This is a genomic window from Rossellomorea oryzaecorticis, assembly GCF_038405515.1.
Lineage (GTDB): Bacteria > Bacillota > Bacilli > Bacillales > Bacillaceae_B > Rossellomorea > Rossellomorea oryzaecorticis_A.
Genome location: NZ_JBBYAF010000002.1, coordinates 107,403 through 132,583, shown reverse-complemented (window position 1 = coordinate 132,583; position 25,181 = coordinate 107,403). Strand labels below are relative to the sequence as shown.

At 43.3% G+C, this 25,181-nt stretch carries 23 protein-coding genes; 4 read left to right on the top strand and 19 right to left on the bottom strand.

The features are described from left to right. Window position 1: 1 nt before the first annotated feature. The 9 genes from flgK to AAEO50_RS01535 all read right to left on the bottom strand — a co-directional run bounded on the left by flgK (window position 2) and on the right by AAEO50_RS01535 (window position 8,137). A complete protein-coding gene (gene flgK / locus AAEO50_RS01575; RefSeq protein ID WP_341979687.1) occupies window positions 2-1,558 on the bottom strand; it encodes a flagellar hook-associated protein FlgK in 1,557 nt (518 codons plus the stop codon). A gap of 23 nt (window positions 1,559-1,581) precedes the next feature. Continuing rightward, window positions 1,582-2,076 carry a flagellar protein FlgN gene (locus AAEO50_RS01570; RefSeq protein ID WP_341979685.1) on the bottom strand — a complete coding sequence of 165 codons (495 nt, stop codon included), beginning with the start codon at window positions 2,074-2,076 and terminating at the stop codon, window positions 1,582-1,584. A 12-nt stretch (window positions 2,077-2,088) separates the two neighbouring features. Next, window positions 2,089-2,352, bottom strand: a complete 264-nt coding sequence (gene flgM, locus AAEO50_RS01565) for a flagellar biosynthesis anti-sigma factor FlgM (RefSeq protein WP_341979683.1) — start codon at window positions 2,350-2,352, stop codon at window positions 2,089-2,091. 113 nt (window positions 2,353-2,465) lie between these two features. After that, window positions 2,466-2,873 (bottom strand): TIGR03826 family flagellar region protein, encoded by a 408-nt coding sequence (locus AAEO50_RS01560; RefSeq protein WP_341979680.1) that lies wholly within the window; start codon window positions 2,871-2,873, stop codon window positions 2,466-2,468. A gap of 62 nt (window positions 2,874-2,935) precedes the next feature. Continuing rightward, on the bottom strand, window positions 2,936-3,637 hold the full coding sequence (locus tag AAEO50_RS01555) for a ComF family protein (RefSeq protein WP_341979678.1): 702 nt from the start codon (window positions 3,635-3,637) through the stop codon (window positions 2,936-2,938). Continuing rightward, complete coding sequence (locus AAEO50_RS01550) at window positions 3,630-5,114, bottom strand: DEAD/DEAH box helicase (RefSeq protein ID WP_341979675.1); 1,485 nt, start codon at window positions 5,112-5,114, stop codon at window positions 3,630-3,632. Before AAEO50_RS01550 ends, AAEO50_RS01555 begins: the two co-directional genes overlap by 8 nt. A gap of 194 nt (window positions 5,115-5,308) precedes the next feature. Continuing rightward, window positions 5,309-5,872, bottom strand: a complete 564-nt coding sequence (locus AAEO50_RS01545) for a transposase (protein WP_341979673.1) — start codon at window positions 5,870-5,872, stop codon at window positions 5,309-5,311. 269 nt (window positions 5,873-6,141) lie between these two features. Next, entirely contained in the window at window positions 6,142-6,993 is an 852-nt protein-coding gene (locus tag AAEO50_RS01540; protein WP_341979871.1) for a DegV family protein, read from the bottom strand. A gap of 241 nt (window positions 6,994-7,234) precedes the next feature. Beyond that, window positions 7,235-8,137: a DMT family transporter gene (locus AAEO50_RS01535; protein WP_341979671.1), complete on the bottom strand. Its 903-nt coding sequence runs from the start codon at window positions 8,135-8,137 to the stop codon at window positions 7,235-7,237. A 260-nt stretch (window positions 8,138-8,397) separates the two neighbouring features. Here AAEO50_RS01535 and AAEO50_RS01530 point away from each other — a divergent pair, with 260 nt between their 5' ends. The 3 genes from AAEO50_RS01530 to murB all read left to right on the top strand — a co-directional run bounded on the left by AAEO50_RS01530 (window position 8,398) and on the right by murB (window position 12,323). Next, window positions 8,398-10,470: a bifunctional 2',3'-cyclic-nucleotide 2'-phosphodiesterase/3'-nucleotidase gene (locus tag AAEO50_RS01530; protein WP_425383136.1), complete on the top strand. Its 2,073-nt coding sequence runs from the start codon at window positions 8,398-8,400 to the stop codon at window positions 10,468-10,470. Between the two features lie 89 nt (window positions 10,471-10,559). Beyond that, complete coding sequence (locus AAEO50_RS01525; protein WP_341979669.1) at window positions 10,560-11,273, top strand: hypothetical protein; 714 nt, start codon at window positions 10,560-10,562, stop codon at window positions 11,271-11,273. 129 nt (window positions 11,274-11,402) lie between these two features. Continuing rightward, window positions 11,403-12,323 (top strand): UDP-N-acetylmuramate dehydrogenase, encoded by a 921-nt coding sequence (gene murB, locus AAEO50_RS01520; RefSeq protein ID WP_341979666.1) that lies wholly within the window; start codon window positions 11,403-11,405, stop codon window positions 12,321-12,323. 40 nt (window positions 12,324-12,363) lie between these two features. Here murB and AAEO50_RS01515 read toward each other — a convergent pair whose 3' ends face one another. From AAEO50_RS01515 to AAEO50_RS01485, 7 genes are all read right to left on the bottom strand, one after another. Next, window positions 12,364-12,921, bottom strand: coding sequence for a class I SAM-dependent methyltransferase (locus AAEO50_RS01515; RefSeq protein ID WP_341979664.1), 558 nt, complete (start codon window positions 12,919-12,921; stop codon window positions 12,364-12,366). A 314-nt stretch (window positions 12,922-13,235) separates the two neighbouring features. Further along, entirely contained in the window at window positions 13,236-13,697 is a 462-nt protein-coding gene (locus AAEO50_RS01510) for a hypothetical protein (protein ID WP_341979662.1), read from the bottom strand. A 119-nt stretch (window positions 13,698-13,816) separates the two neighbouring features. After that, complete coding sequence (locus AAEO50_RS01505) at window positions 13,817-14,533, bottom strand: CBS domain-containing protein (protein ID WP_341979660.1); 717 nt, start codon at window positions 14,531-14,533, stop codon at window positions 13,817-13,819. A gap of 27 nt (window positions 14,534-14,560) precedes the next feature. Continuing rightward, window positions 14,561-15,448 (bottom strand): helix-turn-helix domain-containing protein, encoded by an 888-nt coding sequence (locus AAEO50_RS01500; RefSeq protein ID WP_341979658.1) that lies wholly within the window; start codon window positions 15,446-15,448, stop codon window positions 14,561-14,563. A gap of 26 nt (window positions 15,449-15,474) precedes the next feature. Further along, complete coding sequence (locus tag AAEO50_RS01495; protein ID WP_341979656.1) at window positions 15,475-16,377, bottom strand: tetratricopeptide repeat protein; 903 nt, start codon at window positions 16,375-16,377, stop codon at window positions 15,475-15,477. A 671-nt stretch (window positions 16,378-17,048) separates the two neighbouring features. After that, window positions 17,049-17,435, bottom strand: a complete 387-nt coding sequence (gloA2, locus tag AAEO50_RS01490; protein ID WP_341979654.1) for an SMU1112c/YaeR family gloxylase I-like metalloprotein — start codon at window positions 17,433-17,435, stop codon at window positions 17,049-17,051. A gap of 169 nt (window positions 17,436-17,604) precedes the next feature. Then, window positions 17,605-18,531, bottom strand: a complete 927-nt coding sequence (locus AAEO50_RS01485; protein WP_341979652.1) for a manganese-dependent inorganic pyrophosphatase — start codon at window positions 18,529-18,531, stop codon at window positions 17,605-17,607. Between the two features lie 256 nt (window positions 18,532-18,787). Here AAEO50_RS01485 and AAEO50_RS01480 point away from each other — a divergent pair, with 256 nt between their 5' ends. Next, entirely contained in the window at window positions 18,788-19,051 is a 264-nt protein-coding gene (locus AAEO50_RS01480) for a hypothetical protein (RefSeq protein WP_341979650.1), read from the top strand. A 106-nt stretch (window positions 19,052-19,157) separates the two neighbouring features. On the opposite strand, the gene AAEO50_RS01475 is transcribed toward AAEO50_RS01480, so the two are convergent. The 3 genes from AAEO50_RS01475 to AAEO50_RS01465 all read right to left on the bottom strand — a co-directional run bounded on the left by AAEO50_RS01475 (window position 19,158) and on the right by AAEO50_RS01465 (window position 25,147). Continuing rightward, window positions 19,158-21,476, bottom strand: a complete 2,319-nt coding sequence (locus AAEO50_RS01475; protein WP_341979648.1) for a TOTE conflict system archaeo-eukaryotic primase domain-containing protein — start codon at window positions 21,474-21,476, stop codon at window positions 19,158-19,160. 166 nt (window positions 21,477-21,642) lie between these two features. Further along, window positions 21,643-22,707 carry an SDR family oxidoreductase gene (locus tag AAEO50_RS01470; protein ID WP_425383133.1) on the bottom strand — a complete coding sequence of 355 codons (1,065 nt, stop codon included), beginning with the start codon at window positions 22,705-22,707 and terminating at the stop codon, window positions 21,643-21,645. 439 nt (window positions 22,708-23,146) lie between these two features. Beyond that, window positions 23,147-25,147, bottom strand: coding sequence for a penicillin-binding transpeptidase domain-containing protein (locus AAEO50_RS01465; protein ID WP_341979646.1), 2,001 nt, complete (start codon window positions 25,145-25,147; stop codon window positions 23,147-23,149). Window positions 25,148-25,181: the final 34 nt, after the last annotated feature.

The window sequence follows — 25,181 nt, the reverse complement described above, 5'->3', positions numbered from 1 at the left end:
CCTATCTTCCCACGGTTCCCATGCCGTTGATGATTTTGTCGAGCATTTCGTCCTGTAGTGTGATCATCCGGGCAGAGGCGTTGTAGGCGTGCTGGAATTTGATCATGTTGGTCATTTCTTCATCTAGTGAGACTCCGCTTACGGACATGCGGCGTTCTTCAACCGCTGATCGCAGGACCCCGGAATTCTGGGAAAGTCTGACGGTTTCCTGAGATTCAACTGCCATCGCACCGATGACCGATTCAAAGTGCGCTCTGAAGGTTGCCGGTTTTTTTCCGTATGGAAGCTCAGTCGTTGTAATGATATCTGCAAGTTCTCTAACATTGGCTGCGTTACCAAGTGTAGGGTTGTCTGCACTTGAGGTAGCAATCATGTCCAGGTTTTCCAGTTCACCTGCAATTTGCATACGCTGGGCAAACCCTGCTTTATCAATGTTTTCCAAGTCAGCAGAAGCATTCGCAGCATCCTGGAAGAACTTCGGTGTTTCGATGGACGGGTCTTCCATTTTTGCAGGAGAGACACCTTTTTGATGCTGTTCGTTAAAGGCTTTCGCGAATTCATATGCCATATTGTCGAGTTCGTTCAGCATCGTAATGTAAGAGCCTTTTGCTTCACCGTTCTTGTCCGAGTAGCCGTATGTATCGATGAGGGCTCTCAATTTCCCTTCGCCCTGTGATAAGAAGTCGTTCACATCGAACGTCTGGCTGCCGATTGTAACGGAATTGACCGTATTCTGCGGCCCTTTCATAGAGAGCTTCAGTTCGTTCGCTCCGCTTTTCCCAACGAGATTCAGTGCAAAATTACCGTCCTTGCCGACCAGGTTGACTGTCACTTGGCCTTCCGCAATAGGGGAGGCTGCTCCGCCGCTTGATTGATAGCTTGTTTGAATGGAAACGTGGGAAGATAGTTCATCGATTAAGCGGTCACGCTCATCATACAGATCATTCGGCAGGTAGCCATGAGGCTCGACATCGGCGATTTGCTTGTTGATTTTATCAATTTGGCTTGTGAGTGAATTGATTTGTTTTTCAGTTACGGATAGTTCATTTTTCAAATCACCGCGTACAGCTGTCAGTGATGTGGACAAGTAATTAAATGTATTCGCCACTGCAATTCCGCGTTCACGGACAACGGAGCGGGCACCAGCATTGGTCGGATTGACCGCAAGATCCTGGAGCGACTGCCAGAACATGTCCATGGTTTTGGACAAGCCGGACTCGGATGGTTCGTTCATGACTTCCTCCATCTTCTTCATCGCTTCCATTTTCGACTCCCAATAGCCAAGCTTGTTATTTTCACCACGGTATTGAACATCTAGAAATGAATCGCGGACACGCTGAATGGACCCTGCCTCTACACCGGTCCCCATTTGACCGGGGATATCCGGACGGTTCATTGAAGGAGCTGGATATGGAGTTGTCTGTTCAAAATTCACACGCTGACGGCTGTAGCCGGGTGTGTTCGCGTTTGAAATATTGTGACCTGTTGTATAAAGGGCGCCTTGCTGTGTGTACATGCCGCGCTTTGCGGTTTCAAGGCCGTGGAAAGTAGATCGCATGGGTGGTGCCTCCGTTTCAAAAATTAAGCTTGCGAATCAAAGATTGATCGCTGTGCCGGTGCTTTTTTTTCACCGTTCGGACGTGAGTATGTCGATTGCCGGTCCTGCGGCTGCATCGCGGATAGATTCATATTCACAAACTGAAGAGATTGATATACCAGCTTCTGATTCAGTTCATTCCGTTCTTTCAACAGAGAAACCAGCTCTGTCAATTTGATTTGCCAGTCCCGAAGCACCGCTTGATCCCCGGGCGGACTGTACTCGATGCATTGTGAAAGAGTAGGCGGTTCTTCCGTCAGCAGGTCCATGGTTCTCAAATACTCGGCTGATTCCCGCTGGCGATCGTTTTCGACCATGTTGATGGCAGCAATATGCTTCTGCTCGTCTTTCAACAGATGATCGAGCCCTTCCATATCGCCGCCTTTGATTACATCGGTCTTTTTTACAGAAAGGTCGAACAAACTTTTATTCAGCTTATACAGTTTTTCAAGCGTTGCAATCAGGGTAGTCGCTGACATGCTTGTTCTCTCCTAGCTTTGATAGAAATTTTTTAATCCTTTGGCAATGGCTTTCGGATCGATTGTGTAATTCCCGCTCTGTACCTGATCCTTCAGTGCTTCTACTTTTGCCTGACGTTCCTTCACGAGCTTAGAAGTTTCCTGCATCTCCTTTGCGGTGGAGGAAATCTCGATTTTATCAGAAGGTGTTTTCCCGGATTTCGCTGCTGAATCCAATTTATTCAGGCTGCGCTGATACGGATTGATATTCTGGTTCCCAATATTATTGATTTTCATATTGTTTCCCTCGCTTTCATCACGTTCAAAGTGTCTCTATATAAGTATATCGGATAGAACGCTTCATTGTTTAGTAATCTCCACTGGTTAGTTCTTCCTAATTCTGTTCTGGTTCACTTGTCACGCATCGTGTAATACGTACGCTGCTCTTTCATCTTTTCTTTCCATTCATTATTCGCCTCGTAATGCTGTAAGTCCTTTTTCAATTCATCCGAGCATCCCTGACATAGCTTGCCGGCAGTAATAATCTTCCCGCATTTATCACAAGGATAACCCAGGTTCGGGAACAATTTTGTTTGAATCCGCCCTTTCTTCACCCATTTATAAAGAAGTTCTTCCTCTACACCGGTTTGATTAATGACCGTTTCCATCGTTGCGGCACGATTATCTCTTTTCTTTAAAAATTGGTACACCGTTTCATACATCTTCTCATCTTCTTTAAAACATTTATCACATACATCGCGGAATTTATTTTTCATAAAAAGCGTATTACAGCGCGGGCAGTTCATAACTTCTGACATCTTGATCTTCCTCCTGGCGGTACTCATTGTTATCCTTTATATCGGAGGAAACCTGCAAATTTTTAACCCCTGGCGAGAGTTAAAGAAGAGACTTGCCGTGCCCCGGCTTCTTTTAACAATTTAGCTGCTTGTCTTAGGGTCGTACCGGTTGTATAGATGTCATCGAAGAGTAGAATGGATTGTCCATTGAGGTTTGCGTCCGGCAAAGTGAAAATTTGTTTTTGCTGCAACCTTTGCTGACGTGATTTTTTCGACTGTTTTTCAGAATGGATTCTTGATAGTATGTTTGACGAATCGATACCTGCAGCTTCTAAAAGGGCGGTCGATTGGTTAAAGCCTCTTTCATAGTGTCTTTCCTGACTAAGAGGAATGGTGGATATGAGGTCATAATGAAAACTTTTAAGGCAGTTTGAGATTTGAAGCCCGAATTCTTTTGCTAAAATGTGATCTCCTCGGTATTTGTAGCGGGCAAGGTATTCTCTTAGGAAGTCATTGTATTCGAAGAGTGAAGTATTATTTTCCAGGATACCCTTCCACTTGGGATCTTTCTCCCACCGATAACAGTCCAGACAAACCTCCCCTTTTATAAGGTCATCGGGAAGTTTATCTATTGACCGGGAACATTGCGTGCACCGTTCACCCGTTATGGGCTGCAGGCCGCTTTTACAATCACCACAAAGATACTGGGGTTCACTGTGAAATAAACCTCTCCATGAGATGATTTCGCTGATTGGACTGTCGCAATACAGGCATACATTATTCATCAATCAACCCTCGCTTCGCTGCTTCCTTATTCATCATAAAAATCTGCAAAATTGCATAGATCATCGCTCTTGTCCGGCCATTGTGAAAATAGACGGCGTCCCCTTTCGGATAATCGGCGCTCCTCCCCACTCTACCTGCAATCTGGATTAGTGCACTTTCAGTGAAAATCTGATCTTCAGCCCCCAGCACCGCTACATCGATATTCGGGATGGTGACCCCTCTTTCTAAAATGGTTGTAGTGAGCAGGATCGGGATTTCCTTGCTTCTCATTTTTTGAACTTTTTCTTTTCTGTCGGGATCTTCAGCATGGACAGATTCAATGGAAGGATTGAGTTCCTGGAATAGCGGCAGGGCCTTTTCCATGACTTGTACAGACGGGAAAAAGATGAGCGCCTGTTTGTTTTGTTCGAGTCTTTGGAGGGTCCACTTCTTTACCGGTGAAGGGATTCTGCGTTTCTCAAACGCTTTATCCCAGTTTCCGCCCCAGGCTAATCGCGGTATAGGAATCGGGTTCCGATGATAACGGGCCGGGATGCGGATGTGGTTTTGCTTTCCTGATGTACACTTTTTCTGGGTTTGTGCGTCGGGGGTCGCTGTTAAATAGACGATCGCCGACTCAGGTTTGCGTGCTTTCTCTACCGCATATTGCAGGGATGTGTCGTAGGAAAATGGGAAGGCATCCACTTCGTCGATGATGATGAAATCGAATGCATGCTGGTATCTATATAGCTGATGTGTGGTTGAAAGGACAAGCTGACCGTATTCGTGGCGGTCTTCGGATCCTCCGTAAAGCGTGGTGATGGATGTTTTCGGAAAGACTTTTTGAAGTCTTGGGGAAAGTTCAAGGATGACGTCTGTCCTGGGTGCGGCGATGCAGACCCGTTTGTTTTGAGTGAGAGCCTCATGGATTCCTTCAAAAAGAACTTCTGTTTTCCCGGCTCCGCAGACGGCCCAGACTAGTAGATTGTCATTGGTTTTGACGGCGCCTACCACTCTATCGGAAGCTTCCTGCTGGGCTGGGGAGAGAGTGCCCTGCCAGTCGAAAATAAGTTGGTCGTGATTGGTTGGCGGTGGTCCTGTCCAGGTGATGAGCGGCGTGCACTCGGATACCCTGCCCATCATGATGCAATTTCTGCAATACTTGCAGGGTTCTTTGCAGCGGTAGCACTGGAATGTGGCAAATAAATGTTTTTTAGAGTTGCCGCAACGGGTGCAGTGGTTTTTGTCGACTCCTTTGCTGTAGGTGGTGTAGCCGTTTATGTGGTGTTGGTGGAGTGTTTCGATGGGGAAAGGCAGTTCGTTTGGGAGGAGGGAGCGGCCTGAGAGGTAGTGTTGGAGTTGGGGTGAGTAGTTGAATGATGGGTTGGGTGGTGCTGAGGGTGGGATGGTGATTTGGGATATTTTTTGGAGAGTTGCTGGTTGGTTGGATAGTAGTTGTTCTGGGGTTAGGTGGTTGGCTGTTAGTGTGAATCTCATTGGGATTCCTCCTTGGTTTGGTTGGTAGATTTGATTGCTTGGCGAGGTCATTTATTGGGGTGGTGCTTGGGAGTGGTGCCTCTGAGAGTTGTGCCAGGCACAGAAGGCCCTATTTGTTCCTGGCACAAATTAGACGTTTTGTGCCAGGAACAAAAACCTATAATTGTGCCTGGCACCAACAAACACAAAAATTTCTAAGTCGGTTTTTGCCAATCTTTAATTTTCAATTTTGATTCTACATAGAATTGATATTTTTGTTGAGGATTTTCCCCTAATGCCTCGTAAAGCTTTTCCTTATCGGTAATTTTGTCATTATACATGGTGATGTAGCTCTTATAATTACTCCAGCGGTATTCCTCAGGCAAGGTAGAATTGTGTGATTTTACAGGGTTCAAATGAACATAACTGCTCGTATCTAAAAGCTGCTTCATATTTTTTATTTCCTTAGAATAATAGCGATCCTGAAAAACATGACCAACATAGTTGTACTTTCTGTTGAAATATCTTGCATATATGGAATGGATATAATGAATGATCTCTGCGGGGGAATGGTTGATGGTTTCGATTACTAAGTGGATATGGTTAGGCATAAGACAAAAGGAGTGTAAGATGAAGGGTGTGCGAAGCTTTGCTCTTAAAAGTAGTGATAGATAGTGGTGGTAATCCTTGCTGTCCCTGAAAATATTGTTTTTCCTATTTCCTCTGGCTGTAATATGATAAATTGCACCCGGATCCCACACTCGTGGTTTTCTTCCCATTGAATCATCCTTTCTAGGTTTTTATTAACCTAGTACTACATTCGACAAACTCCTTCATTTTCCTTCTTTTTACAGTAAAAAAAAGACTTGTGCCAGGCACAGATTGCCTGATTTGTGCCTGGCACAATTTGGTTTATTTGTTCCTGACACAAACTCCCCGAATTGTTCCTGGCACAATCAGCCCCGTTTGTGCCAGGAACAGCGTCTAATACACCTCCCATTAAATCAAAAAAGCCAGGCACCATCCACCGGCACCTGACCACACCCTACTATCCACTAATCTTCCTAGCCCAGCCCATCCCCATCGAGCCTTCACCCAAATGAGTACCGATCACCGGACCAAAATAACTAACATCAAACTCCACATTCGGATACTTCGCAGAAAGCTCCTTCATCCACTCCATCGCTTCCAACTCGCGATTTGCATGGATAATGGATGCTTGATAAGAACCTCCGTCCTTAACAGCATCCTCCAACAAGCCTTCCACCCGCTTCAACGCCTTCTTACGGGTACGTATCTTCTCAAACGGCACGATCACCCTGTCTACAAAATGCAGCAAAGGCTTGACCTGCAATAAGCTTCCAATGATCGCCTGAGCCTGTGATAAGCGACCTCCGCGCTGCAAATGAGCTAAATCGTCAACCATGAAATAAGCCTGAACCGACCCTTTCATTTCATCCAGCAACCGAACTATTTCTTCAGCACCCTTTCCTTCACGGGCAAGCTTGGCACCCTCGAGGGCATAGAATCCCTGTATCATACAGCTGATTTCTGAATCATAAGGATAGACCTTGATTCCATCCACCATCTCTCCGGCCTGCACCGCTCCCTGGTAGGTTCCGCTGATGCCACTCGATAAATGAATCGAAATCACCGCGTCATAGTCACGGGACAATTTTTCAAAGAGCTCCACGAATTCACCAACCGGGGGCTGGGATGTTGTCGGCAGCTTGTCCTGACTCACAACCTCTTCGTAGAATTCGTTTGCTGTGATATCGATTTCTTCACGGTATGTTTCGCCGCCCAGGATGACGCTCAGCGGGATCATGTGTATGTTTAATGACTCGCGCAATTCTTTAGGGATGTAGGCTGTACTATCCGTGACAATTGCCGTTTTCATCATATTTATCCCTCTTATTCTTTAGTTTTATGTCGATCGGCAGCCGGCACTGCATAAGCGCCCGCCGATAACTCGTCTACTCTACCCTATGTATCTTTTTCATTTTATATGAAAGTTCTTTCGAATGCATCACTTTCGCCAAAAAACCACTTCTCAAAAAATAAAACAAACGTTTGTTTAAGTACTGGAAACCCCGTCAGCACTGGGCTCCCAAATCTTAATCAAACGTTTGTTTAAATTCTCAACGCGCGCCGACGGTAAGAGAAGCGAGCGTCTTTTTAGACTTTCTGGAAGACAAAAACACTCCTGCAAAAATGATTAAAAGACCAAGTACTAAATTATGCGTAACCGGTTCCCCAAGCAGCACAAATCCCCAGATCATCGCAGTCCCCGGTATCAAGTATGTAACCGTCGAAGCGAACTCCGGACTTCCATTCGTCATGATGTAAAAATAAAGCAGTGTGGCAATTCCCGATCCGAAACAACCAAGTCCGATGATGCCAAGCAAAGCTTCACCTGTTAACAGGCTTCCGACTTCAATCGGCTGGGTCGCCAGCATCCCACCAAAACCGATGGCTGCCCCAATCAACAACTGAAAAGTCGAAATGGTAACGACGCTCGTACCGGCCAGATATTTTTTCGTGAAATGAGAAGAAAACGCATAGCTCACGGTCGCAAGGATCATCGTCCCTACTCCGACAAAATCAGAACTGAAGATTCCGCTCACTTCAAAATTCATCAATACCAATATGCCAAAGAAACCAACCAGGATCCCAATCCATTGAAAGCTGGTCAGGACGACTGAAAACAGCAGAAAGCCGATAAGGCCGGTCCAGATCGGGGTAGTCGCATTCAAAATCGACGCTGTATTACTATTAATCTGTGTTTCACTCAAAGCGATAAGCGTCCAGGGTAGGGCCGCGTTCCCGATTCCTACTACGAGGAGCTTCCATATCGGAAGAGGTTTCTTCTCCCCTTTCCGTCTTTGCAAGAAAAAGATCGGCAGCAGCACGAGTGCCCCTGCGATGCAGCGAAGAAAAGTCGTGCCCCATACGCCTGCAGGCTCGACCAGCCATTTTATGAAGACAAAGGACATTCCCCAGATCAGGCTCAGCCCGATTAGTGCTATGTATAAGCGTCCCATAACGTTTCCTCCTCTCTCTTCCTATTAATGTATGATGTGGATGTACAATTTAATAGATAAAAAGATGCTATAACGGATAATTTTATACGTTCAATCCTATCTTATTTTCCCATGAAAAGGTAGTCCCCAATTTAGCACATTATTCTTCTTTACAAACTATTACACTATTCAAAAAAACACTACTTTTCAACCATTCTATTATTACAATTAAGTGCTACTATGTAATTGTTTGCAATAAAATACATATTTTAGGGGAGATACTGTTGAAGAATAATAAGAAAAAAGTCGTTGGTACCGCTTTAGCACTAGGACTTCTCATCCCTCAAGCCGCTCCTTCCATTACGTACGCTGATGTCATGGATCAGGACGTGGTGAAGCTTCGTATTTTGGAAACAACGGACATACACGTAAACCTTGCCAACTATGATTATTATCAAGATAAAGAAACAAACAGCTATGGGCTTGTTAAAACAGCCACTCTTATAAAAAACGCGCGTGAAGAAGTAAATAACAGCCTGTTATTCGATAACGGTGACCTGATTCAGGGAAATCCACTGGGGGATTACGTGGCAAAAGTCGATCCGCTGCAAGATGGGGAGACTCACCCGGTATTTAAAGCAATGAATCTGCTTGATTATGATGCAGCGAACATTGGAAATCACGAGTTCAACTATGGACTGGATTTTCTTCAAACATCTTTAAAAGGCTCTAATTTTCCATATGTAAACGCCAATGTTTATAAAGATGATGGAAACGGCGATCCAAGTGACGATGAGAATTATTTTACACCTTATGAAATTCTTGACCGTGAAGTAATCGATGAAGACGGGGAAAAACATACCCTGAAAGTCGGTGTCATCGGATTCACCCCTCCTCAGATCATGCAATGGGATAAAGCGAACCTTGAAGGAAAAGTGATTGCAAAAGATATCGTGGAGTCAGCAAATAAATTCGTCCCTGCGATGAAAGAAAAAGGTGCCGACATCATTGTCGCCATTCCTCACTCCGGAATCGGAAATGTAACAGATGAAGGCATCGAAGAGAACGCTACTTATTCCCTGTCAAAAGTGGAAGGCATTGACGCCATCCTGTTCGGCCATTCCCATGGGGTCTTCCCTTCTGACTCATATGCCGGCATCGAAGGCGTTGACGTAGAAAAAGGAACAATCAATGGCGTAGCTTCCGTTATGCCTGGTTATTGGGGAAGCCACCTGGGTCTCGTCGACTTGGAAATCGAACTGAAAGACGGAGAATGGTCAGTTGTTGATTCCCAATCTTCCACCCGTGCTATCGCGGATAAGGACGGCAATCCATTAGTTCAGCGCGATGAAGAGGTTTTTGGAGCTATCGAGGAAGACCATAACCACACAGTAGACTGGGTCAGAAGTGCAGTCGGCGAAACAACGGCTCCGATCAACAGCTATTTCGCACAGGTAAAAGATGATCCTTCCATTCAGATCGTGACGAACGCACAAAAATGGTATGTGGAGAAATACATCATAGGCACTGAATATGAAGGGCTTCCGGTATTATCCGCAGGCGCACCGTTCAAAGCAGGAACACGCGGGGACGCTTCCTACTACACAGACATCCCTGCAGGCGAACTTGCCATCAAAAACGTTGCTGACCTGTATTTGTACCCTAATACTCTTCAGGCAGTATTAATTGATGGTGCACAAGTGAAAGAGTGGCTGGAGATGTCTGCCGGGCAATTCAATCAGATCGATACAGCAACCTCTGAAGAGCAGTCACTTGTGAATGGGAATTTCCGTTCCTATAACTTTGACGTGATTGACGGTGTCACGTATGAAATCGATGTAACAAAACCTGTTCGTTACGGAACAGACGGCAAACTGATCAATGAGGATTCCCACAGAATCAAAAATCTCAAATATAATGGCCAGGCGATCGACCCGGATCAAAAGTTCATCGTCGCAACGAATAACTATCGTGCAAGCGGCGGCGGACATTTCCCTGGCATCGATGGATCGAACATCATCATCCAATCGCCGGATGAAAACCGCAATGTCATCATCGAATACATCATGGAAAAAGGAACGATCAACCCTGAAGCAGACGGCAACTGGAATTTTGCTGCGATCAAGGGGGATGTGAATGTCGTATTCGAGACTTCCCCTGAAGCTCAGAAATACATCCATGATTCAAGAACATACGAGTACATCAGCACAGAAGACAGCGGATTCGCCAAGTATTCAATCAAGTTCAAACAAAGTGATGCAACGAATCCCGGACAGGAAAAGAAGGAGTCTAAAGGAAACTTTTTGACAAACTTCATTTCATCGATTGCACAGACATTTAATTTCATAAAGTAAAGTCTTAGAACCTCCTGCATGGGGGTTCTTTTTACATTTGAAACTGTTAAACTGGGAAAAACACTACATTATATGAGAGAGGTAGAAACATGATTGTCGTATTGATCTTGTTCACAACACTGCTCCTTGGATATATCTCGTTTTTACTTAACGGAAAGAACGACTGGAAAAGAATCAAAGTGCCCCTTCTTCTTTACATGAGCGGAATCTTCCTTCTGTTGTATGCAAAACTGGTTGTCGGGGACTTCTTTTTAATGTTTTTGCTCATGCTCCCAGCTCTCGGCATTCTTGGAGTATCCCTCTTATGGCTTTTCATTTTGAGTGTGGGAAAGAAAGGGATTGGGAAAAAACTGCTGAAGACCACGGCGTTTTGTTTTATTACTCCCTTCCTGTTTTTAATCGGACTAAATCAAGAAACAACCTTCATATTCCATAAGGCTGACTATACGACTGTTTCCGATGCCTTGTTTAAGGCAGTGGATAATGGGCAGATCAGCGTTGGAGATGAATTCTCCACCCATACATATGACCAGGAAAAACTAAAGCCCTTTTTATCTGACAGGGCAGTTGAAAAGATGAATCGATTGAAAGAATCCAGCGGAGTTTACTCTATAATCATAGCAGACCGGGATGTGATCTATTTCAGCCACGGAGCAGCCTTCCAATCGATAAGCGGGATTGCCATCACCCGAAACGGGAAGGATCCGGGAGCCGATGAAGGGCTGAAATCGAGATTCTTTGATGGCAATACTTCTTTTAGACACATCATCAATGAGGCTTACTATTTTTCTGACGGACTTTAAATGGACTTCCTGCCTTCGGTGGTTTTTTTAACTGTCAACGGAAACCATTTAACTTTCATGGGTTTTCATCATATAATGGGAGGGTAGAACTTATAATCAGAGAAAAATATTTTATGGGACTGATCATGAATGTACAATAAAGAAACGGTTTATAAAGAATTACTGAATGTGATGCATACAGAGAATATCAAGCGTGATGAAATGCTTAGGGACCACCTTTATACCAAGCTCGGCGGGAAAGCGGATTTCTTCCTGACACCGACCACCTATGAGGAAGTGCAGAACATCGTCAAACTTTCCAATAAGGTGGACGTACCGTTTACACTGCTTGGAAACGGGTCAAATTTGATTGTAAAAGACGGCGGGATCCGCGGAATCGTTCTTCATCTGAAGAACTTTGATGATATCAAGTCAAACGACCAGCAGATTGTGGCGCAAAGCGGTGCAGCGATCATCGATGTATCAAGGCGGGCATTGGCAGAACGCCTCTCCGGACTTGAATTCGCCTGCGGCATTCCCGGAACAGTCGGCGGCGCCCTGTTTATGAACGCAGGGGCTTACGGCGGTGAAATCAAAGACGTGCTGGACTACTGCTATGTGGTTGACCGTCACGGCGAGCTTGTTAAACGGACGGCTGCAGATCTTGAACTCGATTACCGCCACAGCAACATCTCGGAAAATGGCGATATCGTCCTTGAGGCAACCTTCAGTTTGAAGCCGGGTGAATACGAGGATATCAAAGCAGTAATGGACGACCTGACGTATAAAAGAGAATCCAAGCAGCCGCTTGAATTCCCATCATGCGGAAGTGTCTTCAAACGCCCTCCTGGTTACTTTGCCGGCAAACTGATTCAGGACAGCGAGCTGCAGGGAACGAATTTTGGCGGTGCCGAGGTTTCCACTAAGCATGCCGGGTTCATCGTCAACAAAGAGAATGCGACGGCAAAGGATTATATTTCATTGATCGAGCATGTGCAGAAAACGGTGAAAGAGAAGTTTGATGTGGAGCTTGAACGTGAAGTGCGGATCATTGGTGAGGATTTGGAATAAACATAAAAAATCAGGGCTGCCAATAACGGGGCCTGATTTTTTATGACTTAATTGCATCCACAATGAGAGATACAAACCCTAACCCCCCATTTGAATTTCGATGATCAAAACGCTTGGAACGATAGATGCAGCCATCTTTTTCATCCCATTCATTGAAAACAAACTCCCCGGCATCATTACAATATTCAAGAAGGCGAACCTCAAATCCAGCCTCTTCAAACATTTTCGCAAGGGTTTGATAAGTATGTACAATTTTATGACTGGCAGCGGGGTGATCGAGTGAACCCGGTCCCCCAACCTGCACCATTTGCTGATATTCTTCGTCAGGAAAATTCCCATCCGGTACTGCACAGCGAACGTATCCGCCTGATTTTAAATAGGTATAACAGTTCCTGGCAGCCTTTACGCCTTCTTTATAGGTCAAGTGCTCCCATACATGCTCAGCCAAGATGGCCTTGATGCTGTTTTGAGAAAACAAGTCAGCCCAGTCCCCTTGATTCAACAGGTTAAGATCTTTTTCCTGTGTCTGCATCCAAGCCGGGTTATTGGAATATTCCCCTGCTCCGATGACAACTCGGATATCCTTATCTTCATACATTCTCATCAACTCCCTTCAGCTATACTAAACTTCTATTTAATTATAGAAATCACCTTTAATAAAATAAAAAAACAGCCTAACTAAATTAGACTGCCGGAATGGATGATGAGTGGTCTTTATCTGTTTTTCTGAACAGGTGCAGACTTTGGTTTACGGAACAGGCGGATATTCGTGTTCTGAGACTGCTGGACTTTCGCGTCGAATTCCATCATTTCTCGAGCCTTTACGTATAAAAGGGACACAGCCTAGCCCTCCTTTTTAAAATGGTTAATTAGTTTCTAAATACCCCGACTTTTTCTTCTAAAACCTGTAATTTAAAAATCATAGCCCCATAAAATTTTCCATTCCCCTTTTTCCTGGGCAACATAGCAAATCTGACTGATCGTCATCTCACCGAACTGGCTTTCAAACAGCAAATCCACCTCGGCTGACCTCACGTCCTTGAAGGTCGGGCCATCCTTACTGAACTCAAAGTTCTTGACTTCCTCCATTTTCCCCATCTCCACCTCGAAGGTGTCAACACCCATGTGACCGAGGAACACATGATTTTTTGTTTGAATATAGGAAGATTTCCCGAATTTCTTCTTCATCTCAGAATGGAACAACTCCCACGAATTGCCGAAGTCGCCTTTCTGCTCATATTCATAAAATTCCTGAATGACTTGCTCCGGGGATTCCCCTCCTCCACTTCCAAGTACGCTTACGAAAAGAAAAAGGAGAATACCCCCGGTGACGCCAATAAGTAAAAGAGGAACTGAGTTTTTGCGTCTCCTCATCCTTTCACCCCTGTCTGAACCCTATACAACCATTAGTATGAAAGCCCGCCTCTCTGTATGTAACTTTCAAGTGGATTAAATGAGAAAAGCCTTCATGATTTTTTCATGAAGGCTCGCAGCTAGTCTGCAGTATAATCAATTTCAATCAAATCCCAAGCAGTAACGATACCAAGCGGCACCTCATCTTTCCGGCCATTTTCCGTAATGATGATGGCTTCAAGATCAAGTTTCTTTTGATGATAGAACTCAAATAATTCTTCCACATCGAAAATGGTAGATGATTTTGATGCAAAAGCTAATGGATATTCTTTCTCATTTTGAAAAACATCTTTAATTTTCACATGTGATAAATCCACAATACTCCCCATCATCCGTTCTGCAAGCCACTTTACAATACCTTTTGCAGTTAATAGACCCACGCAGAAACCGTCATGATAAACAGGGTACTGAGAATAATTATACGTTCTAATGCCATTGATGACGTCTTCGATACTTTCTTCCATCTGAAAAAAGATGATGTCTTTCGTTGCAATCGTCAAGGCATAATTGGGACTGGTAAGAACCCGTGCGATCTTCTCGATTCTCTCGACTACTTCTGTATGAGGTTCCGCTATGTAATAGCCTAACTCCGTCTTTTCATGGACAAGTGCATTTCGCAGTTTGGCATATTGAAAGAGTTCATCCTGATACGTACTGATAACTCGGTGATGCCGTCCAGCGTGTACAAGGCTTGTGAATTTATCTGATCGGGATTTGACCTGCTTTTTTAAAGCGTCATGAATTTGATTGAACGCCACTTCGTATCGCTCTGATAATGAGTAGGTAGTCGTATTCATTTAACTAATCCTTTCTATAAGGGCTGCTCATTCCTGTTTGGATAGGATTTCCTCTTTTTTCTTTATCAAATAAGACAGGTATTTATCATCCCTCAGTATGTCAAAAAGATGGATGGACTTTTCTACGTAGTCCAAAGCCTTTTCAGAACATCCTTCTAACTCATAATTATAACCGATATGATAGTGCAATTGACCCAAACCGTATAGATTTTCTTCTTCAAGACACCACTTGATTGCTTCTTCACAGCGTTTGATGGATTCCTGTCGTTTCCCTAATCGAGTCAGGACTCTTGCGATATTATATAACATCCGTGTTTTAATCGACTTATCGTTCAGTTTGGTAAACATTCTCAATCCTTGCCTGACTTCATTGTAAATGTCTAATGCTGTTTCATAATTCTCCCCTATAAACTCAAGGGCGCCGATACTCAAGAGAATTTCCATTTCCCTCTCGGACAACGCTTTTTTACTGTAATAAGTCAGATGGAAAGCTATATAAAAAGTAGCGATAGCCTCCTCCCTCTTTTTTTCAATCTCGAACATGTAAATCCCCTTGTGCCACAGGAGGAGCTGCAGATTTTGATCGTCTTTGAAGAATATCGGGTTCTTTTCCTCTGCTTTCACCATCTCTATCATCTCTTCATATTTAAGCCGGATGCGCAGCTTCCGTAATTGACGCTCCACTTCCTGAATGTAATCAAGCCGGGGAGTCGTACCGATTTCAAAGAAGTAGTTTACATCCACCCCAAGTTTTTTTGAAATTTGATAAAGAGCTGTGGCACTGGGGTATATATCCCCTTTTTCAATGCGGCTGATCAGGGCCTGCGTACAAATGTCATCTGCCAGCTCCCCTTGAGTCAAACCGACAATCTTCCGGAGTTCTTTGATTTTTTTACCTATCAAGGAATAGTCCACGTATTCACGTCCCCCTGTGAATCTTTTTATTTGCTGTTTCTTTTTTCTCTTTTAGCCTTGATCTGTTCTTTCTTCTTAAAAAGATAGGAATGGTAGCCAGTATTATTTCGCATTTCAAATATGATCATCGACTTTTCTATATATGACAATGCCTTTTCCAACTCACCTTCCTGCTCATAGTTATGACCTATATGATAATAGAGCTCCCCAAGGCCCCACAAATGCTCCTCTTCAACACACCATCTTATTGCTTCCTCACAATATTCCGTTGACTCTCCATACTTACCCAGGCGGGTCAAACTCCTGGCAATATTATAAAGGAGTCTGGTTTTAATCGATTTATCAGTTAGAAGCTCAAGAGTACTTAAAGCGCTGTTCACTTTATGATAATATTCCATAGACTGATCATGATTTCCAAGGTTAAACTCAAATACACCGAGTGTCATAAGAATCTCTATCTCTCTCTCAGTCAATGCCTTTTTTTGGCCTGCCGTAAGATGATAAGCTTTCTTTAAAATTTCAATGGCTTTCTTATGATCTTTCTGAACTTCAAATAAATAAATACTTTTATGCCAATAGAGGAGCTGCAGATTGGTAGAGTCCTTATAGAATAGGGGATTACTCTCCTCAACTTTGATTACATCCATCATCTCACTGTATTTCAACTTAATCCTTAACTTCCGTAACTGTCGTTCAACCTCTTTAACATAATCCAATCTTGGGGTCGAGCCGATTTCAAAGAAATAGTTAACATCAACCCCTAATTTTTTCGAGATTTGATAGAGGGAGGCGGCGCTTGGGTAGATGTCTCCTTTTTCAATACGGCTGATCAATGCCTGTGTACATATGTCTTCCGCTAACTCCCCTTGTGTCAATCCAATGTCTTTTCTAAGCTCTTTGATCTTTGTCCCAATTGCCGAATAGTCCAAATCCACCCCTCCTATAGCCGAATATTAATATATTTATATTTTAACAGAAATGGTTTGAAAAACTTTGATTTTTCCGGTATTTCTACAAGAGAATGGCCCGAGAGTGAAATTACATGAAAGATTTGAATGTGGTTTAATAAATCTAACGACAAATTACAATACCTCTTGATGGCACTTCTCTTTTTGGGAAGTGCTCTTTTTTTTGCAAGATAAGCCTATGGAGTATGATGAAGTTTGCTACGGGTGAAAATATTAATATTTTAATATCCTCGAAGAAATTAGCTATTTTCATGAGATTCTTCCCAGCTAAGGGCATTTAATGGCCTTAGACCGGAAATCCATTCATTTTCTATCTGTGTTTTAATAGACCTAACGACAAATTACAATACCTGTTGACGGCACTTCTCTTTGGGGGAGTGCCCTTTTTTATGAAAGTTGGGATGTTTGTAGAGGTTTTGACCGAAAATGAGAAATATTAATATTTTAATATTTCTGAAGGAATAAGCTCTTTTAATTAGTTTCTCCCCAGCTCAGAGCAATTGAGAGGCTCAGACCGGAAATCCACTCATTTTTCATCTGTGATTTTATAGACCTAACGACAAATTACAATACCTGTTGACGGCACTTCTCTTTTGGGAAGTGCCCTTTTTTATTGAATTCGGGAAAACCCGCTAATTCTCATATAATTCTAATGGCAGCCCGTCAGGATCTTCAAAAAAGACAAAACGTTTTTGTGTGTAAGGGTCCACTCTGACTTCTTGGGGAACAATCCCATGTTTCTTCAGCTCAACCACCGCTTCTTCTATACTTTCCACTTCCAATGCTAAATGACGCAGTCCTCTTGCTTCTGGATAGCTTGGGCGAGCAGGCGCATCCGGGAATGAAAAAAGTTCGATGATATACTCGCCATTTAAAGCCAAATCCAATTTGTATGAGTGTCTTCCTTCTCTGTAGACTTCTTTTATGGGGAGGAGCCCCAGCTTGTTTACATAGAAATCTTTTGATTTTTCATAGTCTGAGCAGATGATGGCAATGTGATGAATTCGTTTTAGGTTCATGTTGAGCCCTCTTTCTTATGTTTTTTACTTAAGGTTGTGCCTGGCACAATCATGCGTTTTTGTTCCTGGCACATTTTGAGTGATTTGTGCCAGGAACAAAAAGGCCTTTTTGTGCCAGGCACCAGAAAAACAAAAAAGAAGCAGCCCTAAGACCGCTTCCTTAATACCATTACTTAATCGCATCCGTCAATACAGGCACGATTTGTTTCTTACGGGAAACAACACCTTTCAATACAGCTGTGTTGTTCTCAAGCTTCACGTTGAATGCCTTCTCAACTTCAGCAGTTTTGCTTCCAAGTGCAAGGGCAGTCGAATCGTTTTCAAGAATGTCTGTGACTACTAATAGGAACAAGTCCAACCCTTTTTCCTTGATCAACGTTTCCATTGCAGCTTCGATTTCCGCCTGGCGTCCAAGCACGTCGTTTGTGTCTACCACGTTCACTTGTGCCACTTCCACTTTCGCCGTACCCATTGAGAATTCTTTCGCATCAAGGGTCACAAGCTCAGCGATTGATTTCGAGCTCATGTCCGCTCCTGCTTTCAGCATTTCAAGACCGTATTCCTGAGCGTCGACGCCAGCGATTTCAGCCAGTTCATTAGCAGCTGCCACGTCTTCGTCCGTGCAGGTTGGTGATTTGAATAACAGGGAGTCTGAAATAATCGCTGAAAGCATCAAACCAGCCATTTCCTTCGTTACTTCTACACCTTTTTCTTTGTAAATTTTATTTAAAATTGTTGCCGTACATCCAACCGGTTCTGCGCGGTAATATAAAGGATCCGCTGTTTCGAAGTTTGCGATACGGTGGTGATCGATGACTTCAAGAACGCGAACTTCTTCAATGTCGTCTGCACTTTGCTGGCGCTCGTTGTGGTCAACAAGGATGACTGTGTCTGTTTCGTTTGCTACAGTTTCCACCAAACGAGGCGCCTCTACCTTGAAGTAGTCCAGCGCGTATTGTGTTTCACCGTTCACATCGCCTAAACGGACAGGTTCAACATCCATACCGATTTTTGTTTTTAAATCCGCATACACAAGTGCTGACGCAACTGTATCTGTATCAGGATTTTTGTGACCGAAAATAAGTGTTTTACTCATGATTAAAATCTCCTTACTCTATGTATTTTAATGATCGAAATATCTCTCTTTACATTTTCTTATAGTACCATATTTCATTGCTGTTTTCGCTAGTTTGTTGATTTTTTACAGGTAAGAAAATTGAGGTAATGGTTCATGATTTATCTTATTGGAAGTCGTTGAAAAACACAAATAAAAGGAAGAAATTTACCATTACGGGAGACGGTTTTAATCTATATTGTGTGCTATACTTTTAAGATAAGGAGGTGAAAGAATCATGGATCAGGTTTTACAGGCAATTAGAGAATTAAAAGAACAAGTTGAGAAAGTTCAAGACCAAATGACACGATTCGAAACAAATGTGAATGAACGTTTTGAAAGATTGGAAAGTCGTATGGACAAGCTTGAAACTAAAATGGATATCATCGATGAAAACCAGCGGGATACCCAGGACAACATTATGACCCTCGTGCAAGAAAATTGGGATCATAAGAAAGAACTTCAAAAGGTGAAGAGGCGAGTGGGGATGGATTTGATATAGCTTTTTCTCTCACTTTTTCTTCTACCTAAACCTCATATTTTCTCCATCATTTATATCTCATAGTAAATCCCGCCTTAACTCGTTGACATTAATGGCGGGATTTCAATTAAAATAACTGCATTTGTTCACTATCTACCTTCTCATGTTGAACATTATATCCTAAAGAATTGTATCCTTTTAACCTCTTCTCGTACATCTTTTTCAACACCGGTACTTTTCGGTCCACATAGTCGTACACTTTAACATCTTGTTTTAAATGATGGGTGCGGTGAAGTCTGCCTACATATTGTTGAAGAGTCCCCTTCCAGGATACTGGCATGGTTAGAAATAATGTATCCAGTCTTGAATCGTCAAAGCCTTCGCCGATATATTTGCCTGTTGCAATGATGATTCGTTCCTCAGTTTCGGGTATTTCTTTTAGACGCCGCAGTCTTTTTTGTTCCTCTTTTTTACTCAAACCACCTTTTAATACGATGATGTTTTTTGCAGATCCTTCTAATCGCTCTGTAAGTAAATCGATATGCCTTTGTCTTTCTGTTAATATGATGGGACTGCGCCCTTCGTCAAGCGACTTCAAAATATCATTAAAGATCATCTCATTTCGCTTTTCATCCTCTTGGAGTTGACTAAACAGCTCTTGGATCGTCTCCTTTTTGGAATGAAAAACAGTATGTTTCGGGATTAGAATATGGTCGAAATGATGGACTTTCGCCTGTGATTTCGCTTTTACTTTATAACGAATCGGCCCGCACTGCATGTTCATGATGGGATGCAATCCATCCTTTCGGGTTGGAGTTGCAGTCAATCCCAAAACGTATTGGGCTTGGGCTTCTTTCATCACACGTTCAAATGTAAAAGCCGAGATGTGATGACACTCGTCAACGATGATATGACCGTACTCTTTGATTTTCATGAGATTCTCTGTCTTGGATGTTAATGTCTGAATGGTGGCAACATCAATTTTCCCGCTTGGTTTGTGCTTACCTCCGCCTATGATGCCAATGTCCTTTTTCTCGCAATCCAGGAAAGCAGCCAGGCTCTCCTTCCATTGTTCCAGGAGTTGTTTTCTGTGCACGATAATCAACGTATTGGTTTGCCGCCTCTGAATCATTGCAGATCCTACGACTGTTTTCCCGAAACCCGTAGTTGCAGATAATACTCCGCAGGAATGAGAAGACAATTGTTCAACTGCTTCTTGCTGCTGAGGATAAAGACTTCCCTTGAACTCTTTATTAAGTACCTGCTCCTTAAATGTTTCATCCTGGATGATTGGTTTTATTTTATGTTCTTTACATAGCTTCAGTACGTCCTCAAGGCATCCCCTGGGCAATATGAGTTCCATGTCGGTTTGGTCCGAACAATTAATCAGCCGTGGGATTGGGTTTGTAGAGAGCCTATTGGCTTGAGCTTTGTAAAAAGCCGGATTGTTGAATGCAGTCAGTTCTATCAGCTTTTGAGAAAGGTAAGATGGAATATGTTCTTTACTGATGACGATTCCGTTTTTCAGCTTAATGATGAGTTCTTCCGGTAAGGTTGTAGAATGCTTTTCAGGTGTTTTTACTTCCCCGGCACTATTAATGAAATGATTGATTTCCTGTCTGCCCATTTTAGGAATGGAAGAAAGATATCCCCATTGATCATCAATCGGTTCTAAATCATGATCAAGGAAGACGCTGTTGCCTTGTTTTCTTGATTTCCCCTGGAGCGGCAATGCAATGAGATTCCCGAATCCCCCTTTAGGCAGCTTATCCTGATTGGGAAACAAACGGTCATAGGAGTCGATTCCCAATGCATAGTGCTTTTCAAGCGTTTTGGATAAGAGGAGCGCTCCCATTTTCCTTGCCATTGAAGCTGGAATTGCTTCGTTAAAAAACACCCATATATGACAGCCGTTTCCGGACCGCGACCGCTCTGCCGCGAAAGGAATCCGATGCTTCCCGCACGTTTCGATGAACGCTTGGACGTCCTGTTTCCAGCTCCCTTTATCAAAATCAACCGCAAGAAAGTAACAAGTATCATCATCAAGTATTGGATAAATACCAACCGTTTTGCGTCCGCTTAGGTGATCGAATAAGACTTGGTCCGTCAGAGGCAGATACCTTCGGTGGGGACATGCACTGCATTTTATATCAGGTTTCTTACATATGGTGGGATGCCATTCATGTTCACATGCTGGTGAATATCCAGAATGGTCTCTTTTAGACTCCCACCTGAGGGCATACACATCACTTCTTCCCCTGAAGAAATTTTTGAAAATCTTTATGCGTTCTTTTATAATTTCTTGCTTTGACTGATGAGGAATGTCTACTTGCTGCTCATACTGAATATGATGTTTTCTTAAAAGCTGCTTTAACCGGTAGTTTTCTTGTCTTAATTGCTCACATTCTTTGAGAACCTTCTGATACTGAGCCTGAGAATCAGGCATATTAAAACCTCAACTTTTTAAGAGTTTTAAGTATCGCTAGTTTAAAGAATACTAGATTATTCTGAGTAGTCAAAGGATGGTATTAGAAAGTATCCTCAATAACCATGAAACATATACGCTTAAAGGCAAAAGAAAAAGCAGATGGGCCCCCTGCTTTTTCTAATCTCTATAAAACTGCTTTTCTTGTATCGCTATACCCAGCCCGAATAATCATCTCGATCATTTCCTCAGTCATAGCCAAATGAGAAACACCCGTCCCCCTGATCAGTTCCAGCGTATTCCGGTCATCGAATGACAGGTTCCCGGCCAGATAGACTTTGAATACGTCAACCAGACCATTCAAACGGACCTCTTCTGCGTCTAGCTGCTCATCCGCACTTTCCACAACAGACAAGCTTTGAAAATCCAGCGCTTCTTTTAGCATTTGCAGCAGTTCAATATTGGTCGGCGGCTTGGGGTTTGTAATATGATAGATTTTATCCGCTTCCGCTTTCTGCGGTGCCAGGCTTAAGATATCAGCGACATAATCGACGGGAACCAGATTGGAGGTTCCGTTCTTCGCAGCCACCAGCCGGTAGGTACGATCTCTTTCACTTCTCCGTGCCGTCTTTCTTTTAAAAACAGCAAGAGCCCGCATGAATCCATAAAGCGTAAACTGAGAATCCGCTTCACCCGTTTTCGAATCACCGACTATGATCGCCGGCCTGAAAATGGACACCTCCATTTGATCACGGTAATAGAAAACGAGATGCTCGGATTTCACTTTGCTTTCTTCATAAGGGTTGTTGAACTTCCCGTCTTCGGGGTACAGCTCTTCTACACCATGAGTCAGCGTCCCGACTGTGTAGGCAGTACTCACATAGTAAAACTTTTTGGCTTGTAAGCGGGATGCCAGGTCTAGAATGTGTTTCGTCCCCTCGTAGTTGGCTGAAAACAATTCATCTCGCAGATCAAGGTCGAATTTTACCAGTGCTGCCAAATGGTAGACGGCATCTATTTTATTCGTGAGCCACTCGATGTCTTCAGACGATAGTCCGGCATTTGCAGAGGTGATGTCCCCTTGGAAAATATGGATTCTCCGCTGGTCCGAGGATGGGAATGAGTCTCGGAGTTTCTCCGCTTTTTCTACATTCCGCACTAAAATAAAGACTTCGTTCTGTTTAACTTTCAAAAGGTTCTTGATGAGTCTCCCTCCAAGAAAACCTGTAGCACCAGTCAAGAATAGGTTCAAAATAATCACTCCTGTTGTGATATCGACACAATGATTTCCCTTATCATAGCATAATTCGACAGGTGTCATGTCGTTCGGAACGTTATTTAAGAATTTTCCAATTGATGGGGTAGGTTTTTATTGGTTGAGAGGGCGAAATTTGTGGAATCTTTGACCGTGGAGCAGGTCTGCGGGTAAAGTAACGTATTTTATTGGGTGAGAAGATGAATAAATGTCTAAAATCCATTCGTTTATATGGTGGATGAAGAAAATCTTTTAGTTTCCACTAAAAATCGTCGAGTTTTCACCAAAAATCTTCGAGTTTTAGCCGGAAATCGTCGAGTTTCCACCAATAATCTTCGAGTTTCACATAAAAATCATTCATACAAACTCTCATGATCAAGTATCCACACATTTAAAAAACCTGCCGAGCACCACCCGGCAGGCCAAACTTATAAAATCAGTAACTTTTATAAAATTTCTGCGCCACTTGAACCGTATGCGTGCTGCCGCCGCGTTCTTCGACTCCTTCTAACAGCATCGCCAGGACAAACTCTGGATTTTTCTGATCATAGGAAACGAATAATCCATTTTCTTTCCCTTTCGTTCCTTGCTCAGATTTTATCTCTGCCGTTCCCGTTTTACCAGCAATCTCTTTTCCAGCCACCTGAGCCTTACCTGCAATCCCCTCCGAAACGACTTTGCGGAGATTTGTTCTCATCACCTTAGACTGTTCAGGACTCAGCAGACCCTCTTTCCAAGTTCCTTGTTCTTCATCCTTTAAAAGAACCGGCTTCATCATTGTGCCGTCATTGATAATGCCTCCATAGGCACTGGCCAGATGCACAATGCTCATTAGCACTTCACCTTGCCCGAAGGCTGAATCGGCGAGCAGGATTTCTTTAGAAATACTTCCATCATTTGAAATCTGTGATTTTCGAACGGGATAAGACATCGGAATCTCTTCCCCGAATCCGAAATCCTTCAGACCCTGGATAAAGGTTTCCGCACCCATTTCCAGACCGACGCGCGCGAAATAGATATTATCAGAGTATTTCATGGCGCTTTCCAGATCAACGACACTGTCGTTATCAAATACACGGACAACCTCATAGCCGCCCCAGGACTCGTCCTTTTGCCATCTCTTCCCCTTTATTTCGAAGGTTTTATTTGGATCCAGCTTGCCGGAATTCAACCCGACCGCAGCCGTGATCCCCTTCATTGCCGAACCAGGTGAATACGTTTGGTAGAAACGATTGCGCAGCGGCTTGTCAGGATTGTTATAGATTTTATCGTATTTATCGGGAGCAATTCCCAGTGCAAACTCATTCGGGTCATAAGACGGTACGCTTACAAGCGCTAATGCCTCTCCCGTTTCAGGATTTACAGCCGCCGCCGTGCCTGTTTCATCCTTCATTTGGTCATAAAGCTTTTTCTGCATTTCTGCGTCCAAGGTTAAAGTGACCGTATCACCGTTTTTCACTTCTTGTTCGACAATCGACACTTCTTCCTCTGACTCTTTAGTGAGGTAAATCCGCTGCCCATTTTGTCCTCGGAGTTTTTCTTCATATGCTTCCTCTGCTCCGCTGATACCCAGTAATGATTGGGCCGTGTACCCTTTTTCTTTTAACTTCTCCAATTTTTCTGCATTGATTTTTCCGATATACCCGGTTATATGAGCGGCTGCTTCTCCATATGGATATTGGCGCGCCTCCACTCGTTTGGAATAAAGTCCAGGAAGCTCGATGATTTCAAGTGCAAGCGGACGTTCAGAGATAGGAAGCTTTTTGATTGGTACAAAATATTCGGGCTGAACCCAGCTTTGGTTCAATTCTTTCTGAATCGCTTCAGGAGAAATCTCTAAAAGTGAAGATAGTTTTTCTAAATCACTTTCGTTAAATTCCTTGGGAACGATTCCAATATCAAACGCCTCTCCATTGATGGCCAGAGGATTCTCATTGCGGTCATAGATTTCACCGCGCTTGGCCGGGATACTTTCAACGCCGACTTTATCGCTCTTTTCCATCTCTGGCAGTATAAAAGAAGGTTTCCAGTCAACATACCAATTCTCTTTATCCTCTTTTTCTTCTTTTTTGAGAGTGATGGTTTCCTCATACGAAACCTCTCCGGCTAAGGTATTCATGGTGATTGTTACGGGAAATTCGGCTTTCTCTTCTTTATCCCATTCCTTTTCTTCTTTAGGTTGTTTGAATTCCACCTTAAGATCTTTTACGGCTAAATCTTTGTAGATGTCATTTGGTCTTTTTACAACGTCTTCTTTTTTGTAGGTTTTTTTTGCAGAAGACGTTAGATACGTTTCATACATCTTTTCAAACTTCTTGTCATTCCATAAATCAACATATTCATTTAACCGATCATCAGGCTGTGCTTTTTCCTGGCAGCCTGCTGCAAAAGCGCCCGTGACAACTAATAAGATCAACAGGATGAATTTTTTCAACATATGTATGGTCAGCCCCCTCACTCAAAACTATTCC